At 73.9% G+C, this 16,871-nt stretch carries 13 protein-coding genes; 5 read left to right on the top strand and 8 right to left on the bottom strand.

Annotation, left to right across the window (positions count from 1 at the left end):
• Positions 1 to 111: 111 nt before the first annotated feature.
• The 4 genes from AMIR_RS07750 to AMIR_RS07765 form a co-directional block, all read right to left on the bottom strand.
• On the bottom strand, positions 112 to 2,223 hold the full coding sequence (locus AMIR_RS07750; protein WP_015800383.1) for a 3-hydroxyacyl-CoA dehydrogenase NAD-binding domain-containing protein: 2,112 nt from the start codon (positions 2,221 to 2,223) through the stop codon (positions 112 to 114).
• Positions 2,220 to 3,440 (bottom strand): thiolase family protein, encoded by a 1,221-nt coding sequence (locus AMIR_RS07755; protein ID WP_015800384.1) that lies wholly within the window; start codon positions 3,438 to 3,440, stop codon positions 2,220 to 2,222. Before AMIR_RS07755 ends, AMIR_RS07750 begins: the two co-directional genes overlap by 4 nt.
• 86 nt (positions 3,441 to 3,526) lie before the next feature.
• Positions 3,527 to 3,976: an ABA4-like family protein gene (locus AMIR_RS07760; RefSeq protein WP_015800385.1), complete on the bottom strand. Its 450-nt coding sequence runs from the start codon at positions 3,974 to 3,976 to the stop codon at positions 3,527 to 3,529.
• Positions 3,973 to 4,905: a hypothetical protein gene (locus AMIR_RS07765; protein ID WP_143760669.1), complete on the bottom strand. Its 933-nt coding sequence runs from the start codon at positions 4,903 to 4,905 to the stop codon at positions 3,973 to 3,975. Before AMIR_RS07765 ends, AMIR_RS07760 begins: the two co-directional genes overlap by 4 nt.
• A 72-nt stretch (positions 4,906 to 4,977) precedes the next feature.
• Between AMIR_RS07765 and AMIR_RS07770 the strand changes: the two genes are divergently transcribed.
• Positions 4,978 to 5,697, top strand: coding sequence for a MerR family transcriptional regulator (locus AMIR_RS07770; protein ID WP_015800387.1), 720 nt, complete (start codon positions 4,978 to 4,980; stop codon positions 5,695 to 5,697).
• 307 nt (positions 5,698 to 6,004) lie between these two features.
• Here AMIR_RS07770 and AMIR_RS07775 read toward each other — a convergent pair whose 3' ends face one another.
• Both AMIR_RS07775 and AMIR_RS07780 read right to left on the bottom strand, forming a co-directional pair.
• Positions 6,005 to 7,249, bottom strand: a complete 1,245-nt coding sequence (locus tag AMIR_RS07775) for a ribonuclease D (protein ID WP_015800388.1) — start codon at positions 7,247 to 7,249, stop codon at positions 6,005 to 6,007.
• A gap of 70 nt (positions 7,250 to 7,319) precedes the next feature.
• Positions 7,320 to 8,036, bottom strand: a complete 717-nt coding sequence (locus tag AMIR_RS07780; RefSeq protein ID WP_015099292.1) for a response regulator — start codon at positions 8,034 to 8,036, stop codon at positions 7,320 to 7,322.
• 255 nt (positions 8,037 to 8,291) lie between these two features.
• Here AMIR_RS07780 and AMIR_RS07785 point away from each other — a divergent pair, with 255 nt between their 5' ends.
• Positions 8,292 to 9,458, top strand: a complete 1,167-nt coding sequence (locus AMIR_RS07785; RefSeq protein ID WP_015800389.1) for a dipeptidase — start codon at positions 8,292 to 8,294, stop codon at positions 9,456 to 9,458.
• A 208-nt stretch (positions 9,459 to 9,666) separates the two neighbouring features.
• On the opposite strand, the gene AMIR_RS07790 is transcribed toward AMIR_RS07785, so the two are convergent.
• Positions 9,667 to 10,215 carry a DUF3000 domain-containing protein gene (locus tag AMIR_RS07790; RefSeq protein WP_015800390.1) on the bottom strand — a complete coding sequence of 183 codons (549 nt, stop codon included), beginning with the start codon at positions 10,213 to 10,215 and terminating at the stop codon, positions 9,667 to 9,669.
• Positions 10,216 to 10,376: 161 nt separating this feature from the next.
• Between AMIR_RS07790 and hemE the strand changes: the two genes are divergently transcribed.
• Genes hemE through hemQ form a run of 3 tightly spaced genes read left to right on the top strand, consistent with a single transcriptional unit; the run spans position 10,377 to position 13,572 of the window.
• Positions 10,377 to 11,429: a uroporphyrinogen decarboxylase gene (hemE, locus tag AMIR_RS07795; protein WP_015800391.1), complete on the top strand. Its 1,053-nt coding sequence runs from the start codon at positions 10,377 to 10,379 to the stop codon at positions 11,427 to 11,429.
• The gene (hemG, locus tag AMIR_RS07800; RefSeq protein ID WP_015800392.1) at positions 11,426 to 12,847 is read left to right on the top strand and encodes a protoporphyrinogen oxidase; all 1,422 of its coding nucleotides are present in this window, start codon (positions 11,426 to 11,428) and stop codon (positions 12,845 to 12,847) included. Before hemE ends, hemG begins: the two co-directional genes overlap by 4 nt.
• 26 nt (positions 12,848 to 12,873) lie before the next feature.
• The gene (hemQ, locus tag AMIR_RS07805; RefSeq protein WP_015800393.1) at positions 12,874 to 13,572 is read left to right on the top strand and encodes a hydrogen peroxide-dependent heme synthase; all 699 of its coding nucleotides are present in this window, start codon (positions 12,874 to 12,876) and stop codon (positions 13,570 to 13,572) included.
• A 55-nt stretch (positions 13,573 to 13,627) separates the two neighbouring features.
• Here the strand turns inward: hemQ and AMIR_RS07810 are convergent, their stop codons facing one another.
• A complete protein-coding gene (locus AMIR_RS07810; RefSeq protein WP_015800394.1) occupies positions 13,628 to 16,864 on the bottom strand; it encodes a S8 family serine peptidase in 3,237 nt (1,078 codons plus the stop codon).
• Positions 16,865 to 16,871: the final 7 nt, after the last annotated feature.

A 16,871-nucleotide genomic window follows, 5' to 3' on the forward strand; every position in this document is an offset into this window, starting at 1 on the left:
GTTAGAGGCTATCACAGAAGTAATAACTTCTAACTAAAGTTGCCCCGGACATGCGAGAGCGCCCGGCCCCCCACGAGGGGGAGCCGGGCGCTCAGGGGTTCTCGCCGCAGGTCAGGCCGGGACGGAGGCGATGCCCGGAGCCAGGAACCGCTTGCCGGTCACCTTCTCCGAGATGCCCGTCCGGTCCAGGTACGGCGTCACGCCGCCCAGCCAGAACGGCCAGCCCGCGCCCAGGATCATGCACAGGTCGATGTCCTGCGCCTCCGCGACCACGCCCTCGTCGAGCATGGTGCGGATCTCCTCGGCCAGCGCCTCCAGCGCCCGCGCGGCGACCTCCTCGCCGGTCTGCGGGGCGTCGCCGCCCTTCCAGAGCGCCTGGACCTCGGGGTCCACGGTCTGCTTGCCGGTCGCGTCCCACTGCCACACGGCCGCCTTGCCCGCCGCGACGAACGCCTTCATGTTCTCGCTGACCGCGAACCGCTCGGGGAACGCCCCGTGCATCGTCTCGGCCACGTGCAGCGCCACCGGCGGCCCGACCAGCTGCAGCAGCACCAGCGGGGACATCGGCAGGCCCAGCGACTCGGTCGCCCGGTCGGCCACCTCGAACGGGGTGCCCTCGTCGATCGAGCGCACCACCTCGCCCATGAACCGGGTCAGCAGCCGGTTGACCACGAACGCGGGCGCGTCCTTGACCAGCACCGACGACTTCTTCAGCTGCTTGCCCACCGCGAACGCCGTCGCGAGGGTCGCGTCGTCGGTCCGCTCGGCCCGCACGATCTCCAGCAGCGGCATGACCGCGACCGGGTTGAAGAAGTGGAAGCCGACCACGCGCTCGGGGTGCTTCAGCCCGGACGCCATGTCGGTGATCGACAGCGACGAGGTGTTGGTGGCCAGCACCGCCTCGGCGGAGACGTGCTCCTCGACCTCGGCGAAGACCTTCTTCTTGACGTCCAGGTCCTCGAACACGGCCTCGATCACGAAGTCCGCGTCGGCGAACGCCGCCTTGTCCAGCGAGCCGGACACCAGCGCCTTGAGCCGGTTCGCCTTGTCCTGCGACACCCGGCCCTTGCCCAGCAGCTTGTCGACCTCGGCGTGCACGTAGCCCACGCCCTTGTCCACGCGCGCCTGGTCGACGTCGGTCAGCACGACCGGCACCTCCAGGCGTCGGGCGAACAGCAGCGCCATCTGCGAGGCCATCAGGCCCGCGCCGACGATGCCGACCTTGGTGACCTTGCGGGCCAGCGACTTGTCCGGGGCCCCCGCGGGGCGCTTGGCGCGCTTCTGCACGAGGTTGAACGAGTACAGGCCCGCCCGCAGCTCGTCGCTCATGACCAGGTCGGCCAGCGCCTCGGTCTCGGCCGCGTAACCCCGGTCGAGGTCGTTCTCGCGGGCCAGCTCCAGCAGCTCCAGGGCCTTGAGCGCGCCGGGCGCGGCGCCCTTGGTGCGGCCGTGCACGATGCCCTTGGCGCGGGCGAGCGCGGCGTCCCAGCCGGCGCCCCGGTCGATCTCCTCGCGCTCCGGGGTCACCTCGCCGCGCACGACCTTCGCCAGCCAGAGCAGCGACTGCTCCAGGTAGTCGGCGGAGTCGAGCGCGGTGTCGAAGATCCCGAGCCGGGTGGCCTTCGCCGGGCTGAGCATCCGGTTCTGGTTCAGCGCGTTCTCGAAGATCACCGTCACGGCCGCGTCCGGGCCGATCAGGTTCGGCAGCAGCTGCGTGCCGCCCCAGCCGGGGAACAGGCCGAGGAACACCTCGGGCAGCGCGATGGCCGCCGCGTTCGAGGACACCGTCCGGTAGTGGCAGGACAGCGCCAGCTCCAGGCCGCCGCCCATCGCCGCGCCGTTGACGAACGCGAAGGTGGGGACGGTGGAGTCGGTGAACTTGCGGAACACCTCGTGGCCGAGCGCGCCGATGGTCAGGCCCGTCTCGCGCGACCCGGCCTTCTCCACGGCGCTCAGGTCGGCGCCGACGGCGAACACGAACGGCTTGCCGGTGACCGCGATGGCCACCGGGTTCGCCGCCGCCGCCTCGTCGAACGCCAGGCCCAGGCTGACCAGGCCCTGCGGCCCGAAGGTCGACGGGCGGGTGTGGTCGTGGCCGTTGTCGATGGTGATCACGGCGACCGGCCCGTCCAGGCCGGGGACCGCGACCAGGCGGGTGCGCGCGCTGGTGACGACTTCGTCGGGGAACAGCGCCTTGGCCTCGTCGGGGGTCAACGCGGTCACTTGGCCTCTCCGTTCCAGCGGGGGTTCTCCCAGATCACGGTGCCGCCCATGCCGATGCCGATGCACATGGTGGTGATGCCGTAGCGCACGTCGGGGCGCTCGGCGAACTGGCGGGACAGCTGGGTCATCAGCCGCACGCCCGAGGACGCCAGCGGGTGGCCGACCGCGATCGCGCCGCCCCACTGGTTGACGCGGGGGTCGTCGTCGGCGATGCCGAAGTGGTCCAGGAACGCCAGGACCTGCACCGCGAACGCCTCGTTGATCTCGAACAGGCCGATGTCGTCGATCGTCAGGCCGGCGCGCGCGAGGGCCTTCTCGGTCGCGGGCACCGGGCCCACGCCCATGACCTCGGGCTCCACGCCCAGGAACGAGTAGCCGACCAGGCGCATCCCGACCGGCAGGCCGAGCTCCTCGGCGGTGTCCTCGCCGGCGAGGATGCAGCCGGTGGCGCCGTCGTTCAGCCCGGCCGCGTTGCCCGCCGTGACCCGGCCGTGCGGGCGGAACGGGGTCTTGAGCTTCGCCAGGTCCGCCACGCTGGTGCCGGGGCGGGGCGGCTCGTCGGCGGTGGCCAGGCCCCAGCCGTGCTCGGCGGAGCGGGTGGCGACCGGGACCAGGTCCGGGTCGATCTTCCCGTTCTTCAGCGCGTCCGCGTACTTGGCCTGCGAGGCCGCCGCGTAGGCGTCGGTCCGCTCCTTGGTGATGGCCGGGTAGCGGTCGTGCAGGTTCTCCGCCGTCGAGCCCATGATCAGCGCCGACGGGTCGACGATCTTGTCCGACAGGAACCTCGGGTTCGGGTCGACGCCCTCGCCCATCGGGTGCCGGCCCATGTGCTCGACGCCGCCCGCGATCGCCACGTCGTACGCGCCGAACGCGATGCCGCTGGCCGCGGTGGTCACGGCCGTCATCGCGCCCGCGCACATCCGGTCGACCGAGTAGCCGGGCACCGACTTGGGCAGGCCCGCCAGCAGGGCGGCGGTCCGGCCGATGGTCAGGCCCTGGTCGCCGATCTGGGTGGTGGCCGCGATGGCGACCTCGTCGACACGCTCCGGGGGGAGCTCGGGGTGGCGGCGCAGCAGCTCCCTGATGACCTTGACCACCAGGTCGTCGGCGCGGGTCTCCGCGAAGATTCCCTTGGGACCGGCCTTGCCGAACGGCGTGCGCACGCCGTCGACGAAGACCACGTTGCGAACGCGCGCCTGCGCTGCTGGTGCGGCCACGGCGTCTCCTCCACATCGTCGTGATTCAACTGGCGCGACCGGAGAGCGCGACTCCTACCGATCGGTAACAGCAACTCTAGCCTTCGTTACCGGTCGGTAACCACCGAGGGCGGCCTGTCGCGTGCGTCACAGACCGCCCGCACGACCAAGAACAGCGCGAACCCGAACGGCGACAGCACGACCGTGAGCACCAGCAGCGGGCCCATCAGCAGCGGGTGCGCTCCCACGCGACGGCCCTCCCGGTAGATCCACGCCCCGATCAGCAGGTCCCAGGCCAGGACCTGCGCCCAGATCGCGGACGCGCCCCACGGCGACCCCATGAGCTCCCGGAGCGCGCCCAGGTCCGGGTTGCTCATCGTCGCCCACAACTCGGGCAGGTGCCCGGCGACGACCGCGCCGTGGACCAGCAGCGCGGGCAGCGCGATCAGCGGGGACGCCGCGACGCGCTCCGTCCAGCGCCGGCCGGGCGCCAGGACCATCAGCGCCCAGAACGGCGCGACCAGCGGGAACGCCAGGTCGAACAGCGCCTCGGTCACGCGGCCACCGCCGCCGCGTCCCGAGCCGGTTCGACGGCGGCGCGGCGCGCCCGCTCGCGGGTGGCGTGCCACAGCGCGTACCCGGTCCAGGCCGCCAGCGCCGCCAGGCCCACCAGGGTGAGCGCGTCCGGGCGCAGCGGCGGCTGGCCGCGCAGCGCCTGCCACAGGGTCAGCGCGGTCAGGCCCGCCCAGGCCAGCCCCAGGTCGCGGGCCAGGCGCGGGGACGCCAGCCGGGGGAGCAGCGCCATCGCCAGCGGCAGCACCTGCAGGGCGTGCATCCCGATGAAGTGCGACACCCGCAGGTCGCCGCCGGTGGTGCTCCAGCCGGTCAGCGCCAGGTGCGGGCCGCCGTCCGGGGCGCCCACGGTGTGCGCGCCGACCAGGCCGAGCGCCGGGTCCTGGCCCTCGGCCGGCGAGGTCATCAGGAAGCCGACCGCCATGCCCGCCAGCGCCACGCCCATGCCGAACCGGAGCGCGACCGCCGTGGTGCGGTCCTCGAAGCGGCTGAGCAGCAGCGCCACCACGACCACCGCGTGCACCACCCAGACCGCGGTGATCGTGGCGCCCATGACCGAGTAGAGGGTCGAGTCGAGCTCGGTGGCGGTGTTGAAGTGGCTGCGGCGGCCCCGCAGCGCCTGGCCGACGATGATCGCCATCTCGACGGTGCCGCCTGCCGCCGCGAGCGTCCCGGCCCACCGGGTGAACCGGCGCAGGCGGGTCGCCAGGGAGAGCGCCCAGGCCAGGCTCACGCTGTACAGGGCGAGGGAGAGGGCGAACTTGAGCGGTTTGAACCAGAGGGGGCTGTCGGCGACGATGCGGTCGTCGACCAGCAGGCCGACCAGCGCCACCGGCACGAAGGCGGTGTTGAGCAGGGCGAAGACGGCCAGTGCCGGGTTCGCCCGCAGGGTGCGGATCACGGTTCGCTCCATGTATGGATAGTGACACTCTCTACTATCGGATAGCCACGGTATCCATTTGATGCCGCTCTGGGAAGGGGTCTGATGCGGATTGCCGAGCTGGGCAGGCGCACCGGCGTGCCCGTGCCGACGATCAAGTACTACCTGCGCGAGGGGCTGCTGCCGCCCGGCGAGCGGACCAGCCCCAACCAGGCCCGCTACGGCGAGGAGCACGTGCGCAGGCTGCGGCTGGTCCGGGCCATGGTCGACGTGGGCGGGCTGTCGATCGCCGCGGTCGGCGAGGTGTTCGCCGCGCTCGCCGACCAGGACCAGGAGGAGCGGGGGCTGGTGCGGGCCCTGTCGACCGTCGAGGTCGCGGTGACGCCCGTCCCGGAGCACGAGGACGCCGAGGCCGCCGCGCAGGCGCGGGCGTTCCTGGAGCGGCAGGGCTGGCGGTCCGACGAGGACGAGCCCGCGCTCCGCGCGCTCGTCGGGGTGCTCGGGACGGCGCGCGAGGTCGGGCACGACCGGTTCTGGGAGCTCCTCGACGGCTACGCGCGGCTGTGCGGGCCGCTGGCCGAGGCCGACCTGGACTACGCCACCGACGGGCCGGGGGGCTGGCTGGAGCGCGAGGAGGCCCTGGAGCGGGTGGTCGTGGGGACCGTGCTCGGGGACGCGGCGCTGGCGGCCGTGCGGCGGCTGGCGCGCAAGCAGGCGGCGCGACGGCGCTTCGGGAACCCGCGCGCGGACTGCGGGACCGAGGGCTCTGCGGAGGGCGGTTCGGAGGGCCCGGCGGCGGACGGCGCCACCGCGGAGCGCCCCTGAGCGGCGCGGGGGAGCACCCGCGTGGCCGGTCGGCTGCGCGGGTGGCGGGGGTGCCGGCGCGGCGCGCGGACACCCCGGTGCGCATCACCCGACCGGGGAGGAGCCGGACCGCCGGAACGGCACGCCTGAGCGGTGTGCGGGACCGGCGCGGCCCTCCAGGGAAGGAGAGGTGCACAGGGAGGTGCGTGTTCGGTTGTGGCCGGTCCGGGCGCCTGTCGGCGGTGGGGCCGGTGTCGGTGCGGTGGTGCCGGTGGTCGGAGGCCTCCCGTCGCCGGTCGGCCTCGACGCACCCGTCCTCGCGGGTCGGTCAGCCCGGAGTGGCGGCCAGGGCCTCGCTGAGCGCCCGTGCCGTCAAGCCGATCTGCCACTCGCGCGCCCCGCCTTCGCGGAGCGCCGCCGTGACCCCGTCGAGCGAGGTGTCCGACGGCGGCTGCCAGCAGGTGCGGCGCACCAGGTCTGGCAGCAGCAGGTTCTCCACCGGCAGGGTGTTCGCCTCGGCGACCTCGGCCAGGGCGGTGCGCGCCGCCGCGAGCCGTGCTGCCGCCGCCGGGTCCTTGTCGGCCCAGCGGTTCGCCGGTGGAGGCCCGTCGTGGTGCTGGGCGGTCTCAGGCAGCTCCGCCCTGGGCAGCGCCGCCGCCTTGCGCAGCGCGCCCATCCACGTCCCGGCCATGCGCCGCTGGGCGCGTCCCCGGAACACCGGGAGCGCCAGCAGCGCGGCCTCGTCGGCCGGGTTGCGGGTCGCCGCGTCGACCAGCGCGCTGTCGGGCAGCACCCGGCCAGGGGCCAGGTCCCGCTCGCGCGCCAGGGCGTCGCGGGTCTCCCACAGCGACCGGACAGCGGCGAGCTGCCTGGTGCTGCGGATGCGGTGGATCCCCGAGGTGCGGCGCCAAGGCTCCGCCCTCGGTTTGGGAAGCGGCGCGGTCCTGGCGGCGTCGAACTCCTCCAGAGCCCACTCCAGCTTGCCCTGCTGCCTCAGTTCTTCCTCGAGCACGTCGCGCAGCTGAACCAGCAGCTCGACGTCGAGCGCCGCGTAGTTGAGCCAGTCGGCGGGGAGGGGACGGCGCGACCAGTCGGCCGCGCCGTGCCCCTTCTCCAACCTGTAGCCCAGCAGCAGCTCGACGAGCGTGCCGAGTGCCACCCGTTCGAAACCGGCCAGCCTGCCCGCCAGCTCGGTGTCGAACAACGCGCTCGGTGTGAGACCCAGTTCGGCGAGGCACGGCAGGTCTTGCGACGCCGCGTGCAGCACCCACTCGGTCCCTTCGAGCGCCTCGACCAGCGGGTCCAACCGACCGCCAAGGGCGATCGGGTCGACCAGCACGGTCCCGGCGCCTTCCCGGCGCAGCTGCACCAGGTAAGCGCGTTGCGAGTAGCGGTAGCCCGAGGCTCGCTCGGTGTCCACCGCGACCGGGCCCTCGGCCCCGGCGAGCGCGTCAGCTGCTCGCCGGAGTGCCGAGGAGTCGGCCACCACCGGCGGAACCCCGTCAGCGGGTTCCGTCAGCGGGACCGGCTGTGCACCGGTCGGATCGGTTCGCTCGTCGGCGGGTACGTCCACGGCGGATGACCCTACGACGAACGCACCACTCGCGGGTGTGTTCGACTCGTTCAGCGCGTCGACCTGCGGTTCAGCGGATCACGCCCGCCCGCATGGCGAGCGCGACCATCTGAGCGCGATCCCCGGTGCCCAGCTTGCGCCCGATCCGCGACAGGTGAGACTTCACCGTGAGCGCGGACAGGCTCAGAGCCTCGCCGATCTCCTTGTTGCTCTGGCCATCGGCGACCAGCTGGAGGACCTCGACCTCACGCGCGGAGAGCTCCCGCGGCGTGTTGTCGGTGCCCGGCACGCGAGTTCCCGCAGCCAGCACGGGTGCCACGCTCGGGTCCGCGTAGACGCCGCCGTCGAGGACCCTGCGCACCCCGTCGGTGACCACCATCGGCGAGGCGGACTTCAGGAGGTACGCCTGGGCGCCCGCCTGGAAGGCCGACCTGACCGCGTAGGGGTCGTCGGAGGACGCGAGGACCACGATGCGGGGCCAGCCCTGGGCACGGAGTTCCGTGACCAGGTCGATGCCGGTGCCGTCCGGCAGACCCAGATCGAGGATCGCGAGATCGCACGGTCCGGTTGCGAGAGCCCGCGCCCGAGCTTCCGCGACCGAAGCCGCCTCATGCACAGTCCCGGCTCCCATCTGGGTGAGCCGGGCGCTTATCGCCTCCCTCAGCAGCGGGTGGTCGTCGACCACCAACACCGAAAAAAGCTCCTCCCGCGGGTGCGGGACCATGTTCGCCGGCAACGAGCCGGCTGGCGTGGTACGAACGGCCTGACCTAAGCCGACGGCAGCCACGTCACTACCTCCCTGGAGTCGGTCGTGCCCCCCGACCGGCACCGGGACTTTCGGCCAATCAGCCGCGCCACTGATCGACCGAAAGTGGTGTCGTCTGGGGCAGCGTAGCCGCCCAAGCGGGTCTACGGGACGATCAATCGGGTATCTATCCCCGATGAGTTGTCACTGACGGCCTCCGTTGTCACACGATTGGATGACAACCGGCTGGGCCCCGTAACGCGAACCGGACTCATGACGACAGACAGGAGTTGACCAGTGGCCGCCCTCCCCGCGCGTCTGCGCGCCGAAGAACTGCTGGCACGGGTGCCTCTGGTCGACGGGCACAACGACCTCCCCTGGGCACTGCGCGACTTCGGCGCCGAAGGGCAAATCGGTGAAAAGTCAACGGGCGCCGATCCGTGTGCCGCAGCCGACACCGTCGACCTGACGGCTCACCAGCCCAGTCTCCAGACCGACCTGGGGAGGCTGCGCGAGGGCCGGTTGGGGATGCAGTTCTGGTCCGTGTGGGTCCCGTGCTCCCTGCCGGGTGACGCCGCCGTGGTCACGACGGTGGAGCAGGTCGACCTCGTCCACCGGTTGGCGCGGCGCTACCCCGACCACCTGGCGATCGCCACCACCGCGGACGAGGCCGAGGCGGCGTTCGCCTCGGGGCGCGTGGCCTCGCTGATCGGGGCGGAGGGCGGGCACAGCATCAACTCCTCGCTCGCCGTCCTGCGGGGGCTGCGCAGGCTGGGCGTCCGGTACCTGACGCTGACCCACAACGAGAACACCCCGTGGGCGGATTCGGCCACGGATGCACCCGTTAGCAATGGATTGACCCCGTTCGGGCGCGAGGTCGTCCGCGAGATGAACCGGATCGGCGTGATCGTCGACCTCTCGCACGTCGCCGAGACGACGATGAACGACGCCCTCGACGTCACGACCAGGCCCGTCATGTTCAGCCACTCGTCCTGCCGGGCCGTGGCCGACCACCCGAGGAACGTCCCGGACGCCGTCCTGGAGCGCCTGGCCGGGAACGGGGGTGTGTGCATGGTCACATTCGTGCCCGCGTTCGTGTCCCCCGCCTACGCGGCCTGGGACGCCCGGCTGCGCGAGGCCATGGCGGACGCCGGGCAGCGGCACAACGACCTGGACGCCAGGAACCGGTTCGCCGCGACGTGGACCGAGGGCGGGCCGACCCCGGAGGTCGGGATCGAGGACGTCGTGGCGCACGTCGAGCACGCCCGCGAGGTCGCCGGGATCGACCACATCGGGATCGGCGGCGACTACGACGGGGTCGCGTTCCTGCCGAACGGGCTGGAGGACGTGTCGGGGTACCCGAACCTGTTCGCGGCGCTGCTGGAGCGCGGGTGGAGCGAAGAGGACTGCACGAAGCTCGCGGGCGCGAACGCGCTGCGGGTGCTGCGCGCGAACGACGAGTAGGGCGGGCGGGGACGCCGTCGGGTTCGCGGTTCGTCGGCGGCCTGCGGTTCCGGCGGGCAAGGGACCTTGAAGCCCCATCGGGGGCTTCAAGGGAGCGAAGAGGACTGCACGAAGCTCGCGGGCGCGAACGCGCTGCGGGTGCTGCGCGCGAACGACGAGTAGGACCTGCCGATCGGGGAGTCCCGCCGAGGGCTCCCCGATCGCGAGGTCAGCGCAGGCTGGTCACCCCGACCGGGGGCAGGCCCACGGCCGTGGCCATCAGGTCGTAGAAGGCGCTGCCGTGCGCGGTCAGCTCGGCGTCCACCGCCGTCCAGGACGCCCGCAGCTCCAGGTCGTCGGTGCGCCCCTGGTCCGCCAGCTCGCCGAACCGGGCCGACGACGTCTGCGTCACCGTGCCGCCCAGCGCGGTGAACTCCGCCCCGGCCTGCTCCAGCGAGTCGGTCAGCCACGACCACCCGACCTCGGGCAGCAGCGGGTCCGAGGCCAGCTCCGGGTCCAGCTCCACGCGCACGTACGCGACCACCCGGAAGCAGCCCGACCACGCCTCCACGCCCTCGGGGTCGTGCAGCAGCACCAACCGCCCCGTGGACAGCTCGTCCTCGGGGCCGGTCACCTCGGCGGTCAGCGCGAACGCCCACGGGGCCAACCGCTGCGGCGCCCGCACCTCGGTCAGCTCGACCTCGGGCCGGGTCCGCACCGATCTCAGGGTCCGCACCGCGCGCCGGAACAGCTCGGGCTCCCCAGCGTCTCCCGTCACGGGCCCGACTGTATGCCTGTCGGCCCCGCCCCGCGGGGCAGGCGCGCCGGGCGTTCCGCAGGCTCTCGCGAAGATCCACAACCGGGCCGGGGCGCCCACCACCGAGCGTGATCGACGACCCACCCCCACCACCCCGCGCGACGTTCTCGACGCGTGGGACGATGGTCGGCGAGATGACCGAGATGACCGAACCCCCGCTGCTGGTCGCCGCGCGTGGCGGCACCCCGTCCCGGACCCCCGTGTGGTTCATGCGCCAGGCGGGCCGCTCGCTGCCCGAGTACCGGGCGCTGCGCGCGGGCACGGCCATGCTGGACGCCTGCTTCGACCCGGAGATGGTCTGCGAGATCACCATGCAGCCGGTCCGCAGGCACGACGTGGACGGCGCGATCCTCTTCTCCGACATCGTCGTGCCGCTCAAGGCCGCCGGCGTCGACCTGGACATCGTCGCAGGCACCGGGCCGGTCGTGGCCTCCCCGGTCCGCACGCGCGACGACGTCGCGGCCCTGCCGGAGCTGGAGGCCGCGCACGTGCGGCCCGTGGCCGACGCCATCGGGCTGCTGCTGAAGGAGCTCGGGAACGTCCCGCTGATCGGCTTCGCGGGCGCCCCGTTCACCCTCGCCTCCTACCTCGTCGAGGGCGGTCCGAGCCGCAACCACGAGCGCACCAAGGCGCTCATGCACTCCGACCCCGACCTGTGGCACGCGCTGCTGGCCAAGATCGCGGACATCACCGCCGAGTTCCTGCGCGTGCAGGTCGAGGCGGGCGTCAAGGCCGTGCAGCTGTTCGACTCCTGGGCGGGCGCGCTGTCCGAGCGCGACTACCGGACCTTCGTCCTCCCGCACTCCACGCGGGTGCTGGAGAGCATCACCGGCGTGCCGCGCATCCACTTCGGCGTCGGCACCACCGAGCTGCTGCCCGCGATGCGCGAGGCGGGCGCGGACGTCGTCGGCGTCGACTGGCGCACCCCGCTGGACGTCGCGGTGCGCCGCATGGTCCAGGCCGCGCCGGACCTGCCGCCGCCCGTCGTGCAGGGCAACCTCGACCCGGCGCTGCTGTTCGCCGGGATCCCCGCGCTGGAGCGCGAGGTCGACCGGATCGTGGAGGAGGGAAAGGTGGCCTCCGGGCACATCTTCAACCTGGGCCACGGCGTCCTCCCGGACACCGACCCGGACGTGATCACCAAGGCCGTCGAGCTGGTGCACCGGTCGCGATGAACGCCACGCGGGTAGCGGTCGTCGGCGGCGGGATCTCCGGTCTGGTCGCGGCCTACCGGCTGCGCGCCCTGCTGGGCCCCGGCGCCACCATCACCCTGGTCGAGCAGGCGGGCCTGCTCGGCGGCAAGCTCCGCACGACCGAGCTGGCCGGGCGGCTGTACGACGTGGGCGCCGAGGCGTTCCTGCACCGCCGCGCCGAGGCCGCCGACCTGGTGGCCGAGCTGGGCCTGGCCGACGAGCTGGTGCACCCCACCGGCGCGCCGTCCACGATCCTCGCGGGCGGGCAGGTCCGGCCGGTGCCGCCGCGCACCCTCATGGGCGTGCCCACCTCCGCCGAGGCGGTGCGGGACGTGCTGTCCGAGGAAGCGCTTTCCAGGGTCGCCGCCGAACCGGGGCTGCCGCCGATCGCCCTGGGCGGGAAGGACGTCCTGGTCGGCGAGCTGCTGCGGGAGCGGTTCGGCCCCGAGGTCGCCGACCGGCTGGTCGGGCCCCTGCTGGGCGGGGTGTACGCCGGTCGCGCGGACGCGCTGAGCCTGCGCGCCACCATGCCGCAGCTCGCCGAGGCGCTCGACGCGGGCGAGGGCTCGCTGCTGGCCGCCGCCGCGCGCGCCGTGCCCGCCCCCGCCAAGCCGGTCCCCGGTCCGCGCCCGCCGATCTTCGGCGCGCTGCGCGGCGGCATGGCCGCCCTGGTCGACAAGCTCGCCGAGGCCGCCAAGGCCGACGTGCGGCTCGGGCTCCCGGTGCGCGGGCTGGCGAAGACCGCCGAGGGCTGGCGGCTCGAGATCGGCACGGCCTCCGCGCCCGAGCACCTGGACGTCGACGGCGTCGTGCTCGCCGTGCCCGCGCCGTCCGCGCGCAAGCTCCTGGCCGACGTGGTCCCGGCCGCCGCCGAGGGCTACGGGCGGATCGAGGTGGCGTCCATGGCCGTGGTGGCGCTCGCGCTGCCCGCGGGCGTCGGGCTGCCCGAGCGCTCCGGCGTGCTGCTGGCCGAGGGCGAGCGGCACGCGAGCGGGACCCCGTACACCGCCAAGGCGTTCACCTTCTCCAGCCGCAAGTGGGCCCACCTCGGCGCCGACCCGCTGCTGGTGCGCGGCTCCGTCGGCAGGCACGGCGACGTGGAGTCGTTGCAGCGCCCCGACGAGGAGCTGATCGCGGCGGTGCGCGCGGACCTCGCCGAGCTCACCGGCGTCACCGCCGAGCCCGTCGACACGACCGTGACCCGGTGGGGCGGCGGGCTGCCCCAGTACGGGCTCGGGCACCTGGACCTGGTGGCGGGCGTCGAGCGGGCCGTCGAGGCCGCGCCGGGCCTGGCCGTCGCGGGCGCCGCGCTGCACGGCGTCGGCATCCCCGCCTGCATCACGACCGGCGACGAGGCCGCGCAGCGTGTCGCGGCGCACGTCCTCGGCCGGGTGAGTTGAGTGCACGGCAAGAGGAAGATGGGGCCATGTCCGACGACCTGAACTACAACGAGCTGAACAACACCATCCGCTACACCGCCTGGTCGGTCTTCAAGGGCCCGCAGCCGGGCTCGCTCGGCGAGAACCGCGCCGCCGCGGCGACCGAGGCCCAGGAGTACATCGACGGCCTCGCCGCCAAGGGCGTCACCGTGCGCGGCGTGTACGACCTGGCCGGTCTGCGCGCCGACGCGGACTACATGATCTGGTGGCACGCCGAGGAGATCGAGCAGGTCCAGGCCGCCTACACCGGGTTCCGCCACACCAGGGTGGGCGCGCTGTCCACGCCGGTGTGGAGCCAGGTCGGCCTGCACCGGCCCGCCGAGTTCAACCGCAGCCACGTCCCCGCGTTCCTCGCGGGCGAGGAGGCGCGGAAGTTCATCTGCGTCTACCCGTTCGTCCGGTCCTACGAGTGGTACATCCTCCCCGAGGAGGAGCGCCGCACCATGCTCCGCGACCACGGCCTCGCGGCCAGGGACTTCGCGGACGTGCGGGCGAACACGGTGGCCTCGTTCGCCCTGGGCGACTACGAGTGGCTGCTCGCGTTCGAGGCCGACGAGCTGCACCGCATCGTCGACCTGATGCGCGCCCTGCGCGCGACCGAGGCCCGCCGTCACGTGCGCGAGGAGCTGCCGTTCTACACCGGCACCATGATCGCGCCGTCGGAGCTGGTGCTGAACCTGCCGTGAGGCAGTGGCCACGCGGGGGAGCACTGCGCCTGCTTCCCCGCGGGCCACACGTGCGTCACCCCTTGATCTTGTAGGCCCGGACGACGGTCTGGGTGAAGGTGTTGCCCCCGTCGTCGGAACCGGTGACGCGCAGGGACGCGAACCGCTTGCCGCGCGGGTGCTCCAGCAGGAGCGCGGACCCGGACGTGCGGGCCTGCGACCAGGTCGCGCCGTCGTCGTAGGAGACCTCGCCGGTGAACGCGCGCGGTCCGGACGCGCCACCGTGGCGCTGGAACTCCAGCGGGACGCGGAAGAGCCCCGGCCTGGCCGCTCCGGTCGGGTCCAGGGAGGGCTTGGGGCGCACCAGGGTCAGCGGCAGCTCACCCCGCGCGCCGGTGGAGCGGAACGTCCAGGAGCCCGACGTGCGCGTGGAGAAGTCCGACCCCTCGGGAGCGCGCACCGCCTCCGCGTCGACCCGGTAGTCCGCCGCCCCCGGCGGCACGGCGAACCCGACCCGGCCCGGCTCGTCGCTCTCGCCGACCAGCTCCCCGTTGCGGCGCAACGAGGTCCGCGCCGACTCGGTGGCCTCGTAGTAGCCGGTGTGGCCGCCGCCGTCGCCGAACAGCGCCACCTCGAACCGCAGCCGGTCGCCGTCCAGGACCAGCGGGGACGTCCCCGGACGCGCGGACGGGGCGAACACCGGGGTGTTCACCGCGCGCCGGTAGGTCCGGCCCGCCAGGTACGTCTCGGGACCGCTCGACCGGGCGGCGTAGAAGTCACCAGGGCCATCCTGGGTGAACGCCCACGTCCACGGCGCCCCGGTGGTGACCAGCTCCACCAGCGCGCCCGGCGCGGGGACGTCCAGCGCCCCGAGGTGATCCGCGTGGCCGTCCGGGGCGGGCACACCGCCCCGCAGCGACGCCCTCGCGCCGGCGGGGACGGGGCCGATCGCGGTGCGGATCGTCGCCAGCTCGCTCCGCGCGGGCGCGCGGGTGAAGCCGGTCGGGTAACCGCCCGCGAGAAGCCAGCCGAAGCGGTAGCCCGCCGAGGCGCCCTGGAACCGGGCGTTGATCCACGTGATCTGCTCGTCGAGGGGACCGTCGGGTTCGAGGCGGCCGATCCGCAGGCCCTCGGGGAAACCGGCGGGGTAGAACGTCCCGGTCACGCTCGGCCTGCCCTCGTGGAACCCCTCCGAGGTGATGCTCGCGGGTCCGGGACGGGTGCCCGCCTCCGGCGGGGTGATCACCAGCGGCGCGGCCTCGCGGGCGTCCAGGACGAGCGTGGTGTCGCCGTCGAGCTCCAGCAGCGGGGTGGAGAACACGGCCGAGCCGCCCTCGTGCCGGACCAAGGAGGAGAGGGCGTAGGCGCCGGGCGGCAGGGAGATCGTGCCCTCGCCGCCGCCGAGGCGGTCCTCGCGGTAGCCGTCGACGCGGGACACGAACGTCCAGCTGCCCGCGCTCGGCCCGCCGTCCGGGCCGAGGTGCCGGATGGTCAGGTCGTGCCGCTCCTCGGCGCGGTCGACGGACACCGGGGTGCGCACGGCGGTCGTCCCGCCCGATGCCACCACGGTGCCGCTGTGCACGCCGATCCCGGTGTCGGCCCTGGTGGTCGCGGTGATCCTGGTGGTGGCGGTCCCGCCCGCCGGAACGGTCAGGGCGGCGGGGGAGGCGGTGAAGACGCCCGTGACCGGCGTGCCGTCCGGCGCGTGCTGCTCCACGGTCAGGTCCAGCGAGATCGGGGACGCGGAGTCGTTGCGGTACACCAGTTCCTCCGTGACCGGTTCGTCGTCCTCGTGCGGCCACCGCCGCACGCCCAGCGCGAGCGTGGCCGGTTCGGCGGTGACGGTCTGCGCCAGCGCGCGCGGCACGTCGACCCGGCCTGCGCCCTGTCCGAGGGGGTGCAGCGCCGGGTTCGGCCGCGCCGAGGCCATCAGGGCGGCCTTGATCCGCTGCCCCGACCAGTCCGGGTTCCGCTGCTTGAGCAGGGCCGCCGCGCCGACGGCGTGCGGGGTCGCCATGGAGGTGCCGGACTTCGCGACGCGTCCGGTGGACCCGGCCCGCGCGGCCACGATGTCCACGCCGGGCGCGGTGAGGTCCGGCTTGACGCCGCCGTCACCGCGCCGAGGACCCCGGCTGGAGAAGCCCGCCAGGCTCTCGTCCCGCTCCACCGCGCCCACGGTGAGCGCCGCGTCGGCGGTGCCGGGCGTGTTGACCGAGCCGCCCACACCGGGCGTGCCGGGCGCGTGGCCGTTGTTGCCCGCCGCGACCACGAACAGCGCGCCGCTGCTCGCGGACAGCGAGTCGATCGTGTCCTCCAGGGGGCTCTCGCCCTGCTCGTCGACGAAGAAGGCCAGGCTGAGGTTGAGCACGTCGGCGCCCTGGTCGACGGCCCAGCGCATCCCGGCGATGATCCAGGACTCCAGGCAGGTCTCCACGTCGCAGACCTTGGCGTCGAGCAGTTCCGCGTCCGGGGCCACGCCCCGGTAGCGCGCGTCGCCGCTCGCGATGGTCGCGGCGACGTGCGTGCCGTGGCCGACGTTGTCGGCGTTGTCGGGCTCCTCGCTGAAGTTGGCCTGCGCGACCTCCTTGCCGCGCAGGTCGGGGTGGTCGCCGTCGATCCCGGTGTCGAGCACCGCGACCTTCACGCCCGCGCCGGTCAGGCCCGCCTGCCACGCCTGCGGCGCGCCGATCTGGGCGGTGCTGCGGTCGAGCGCGGGCTTGAGGGCCGCGTCCAGCCACACCTTGCGCACGGTGGGGTCGGCCAGCAGCTCCGGGAACGCCGCGCCGGACTCGGGGGCGCGGGCGGCGACGGCGTGCGCGTCGGGCAGCTCGCGGGTCGCGCGCAGCGAGGTGGCGCGCGGCCCGTCCGAGCCGTTCTTGGTGATGAGCAACGGGATTCCGTCGCCCGTGCGCGGTCGCGCGGCCAGCGCGGTCACGTCGAACAGGCGCGGGTCGAGCTTGCCGGACGCGAGCGCCGCCGCCGCGTCACCGGGCACCACGCGCACCCGCCCGCCGGACGTGCTGCTGTGGAAGGCGATCCGCTCCCGCCCCGCCCCAGGGGTGATGCCCGCTAATCGGCCGTCCACCAGGGCGACCCGGTCCCCGGTGAGCAGCACCACCTCGGTCGGTGCTGTCCCCTCTCCTCGCGCGGCAGCGGTTTCCGCCGCCGCCACCGGTCCCGCCGCCGCCACCGGTCCCGCCGCGCCACCCGCCAGCAGCGCCGCGACCGCCAGCGCGGCCGTGCCCCGAATCCTGCCCGTCACGTCGATCAGCTCCCCGTCGTCGTCGTGCGAGGTCCGCGCGGGGGCGCCCACGCCGGGG

The sequence above is a fragment of the Actinosynnema mirum DSM 43827 genome (assembly GCF_000023245.1).
GTDB classification, from domain to species: Bacteria; Actinomycetota; Actinomycetes; order Mycobacteriales; family Pseudonocardiaceae; genus Actinosynnema; species Actinosynnema mirum.

Coding starts and splice junctions, on each gene's coding strand:
- AMIR_RS07765 (WP_143760669.1), bottom strand. CDS start 4,905: ATGGAGCGAACCGTGATCCGCACCCTGCGGGCGAACCCGGCACTGGCC.
- AMIR_RS07770 (WP_015800387.1), top strand. CDS start 4,978: ATGCGGATTGCCGAGCTGGGCAGGCGCACCGGCGTGCCCGTGCCGACG.
- hemE (WP_015800391.1), top strand. CDS start 10,377: ATGGTCGGCGAGATGACCGAGATGACCGAACCCCCGCTGCTGGTCGCC.
- hemG (WP_015800392.1), top strand. CDS start 11,426: ATGAACGCCACGCGGGTAGCGGTCGTCGGCGGCGGGATCTCCGGTCTG.
- hemQ (WP_015800393.1), top strand. CDS start 12,874: ATGTCCGACGACCTGAACTACAACGAGCTGAACAACACCATCCGCTAC.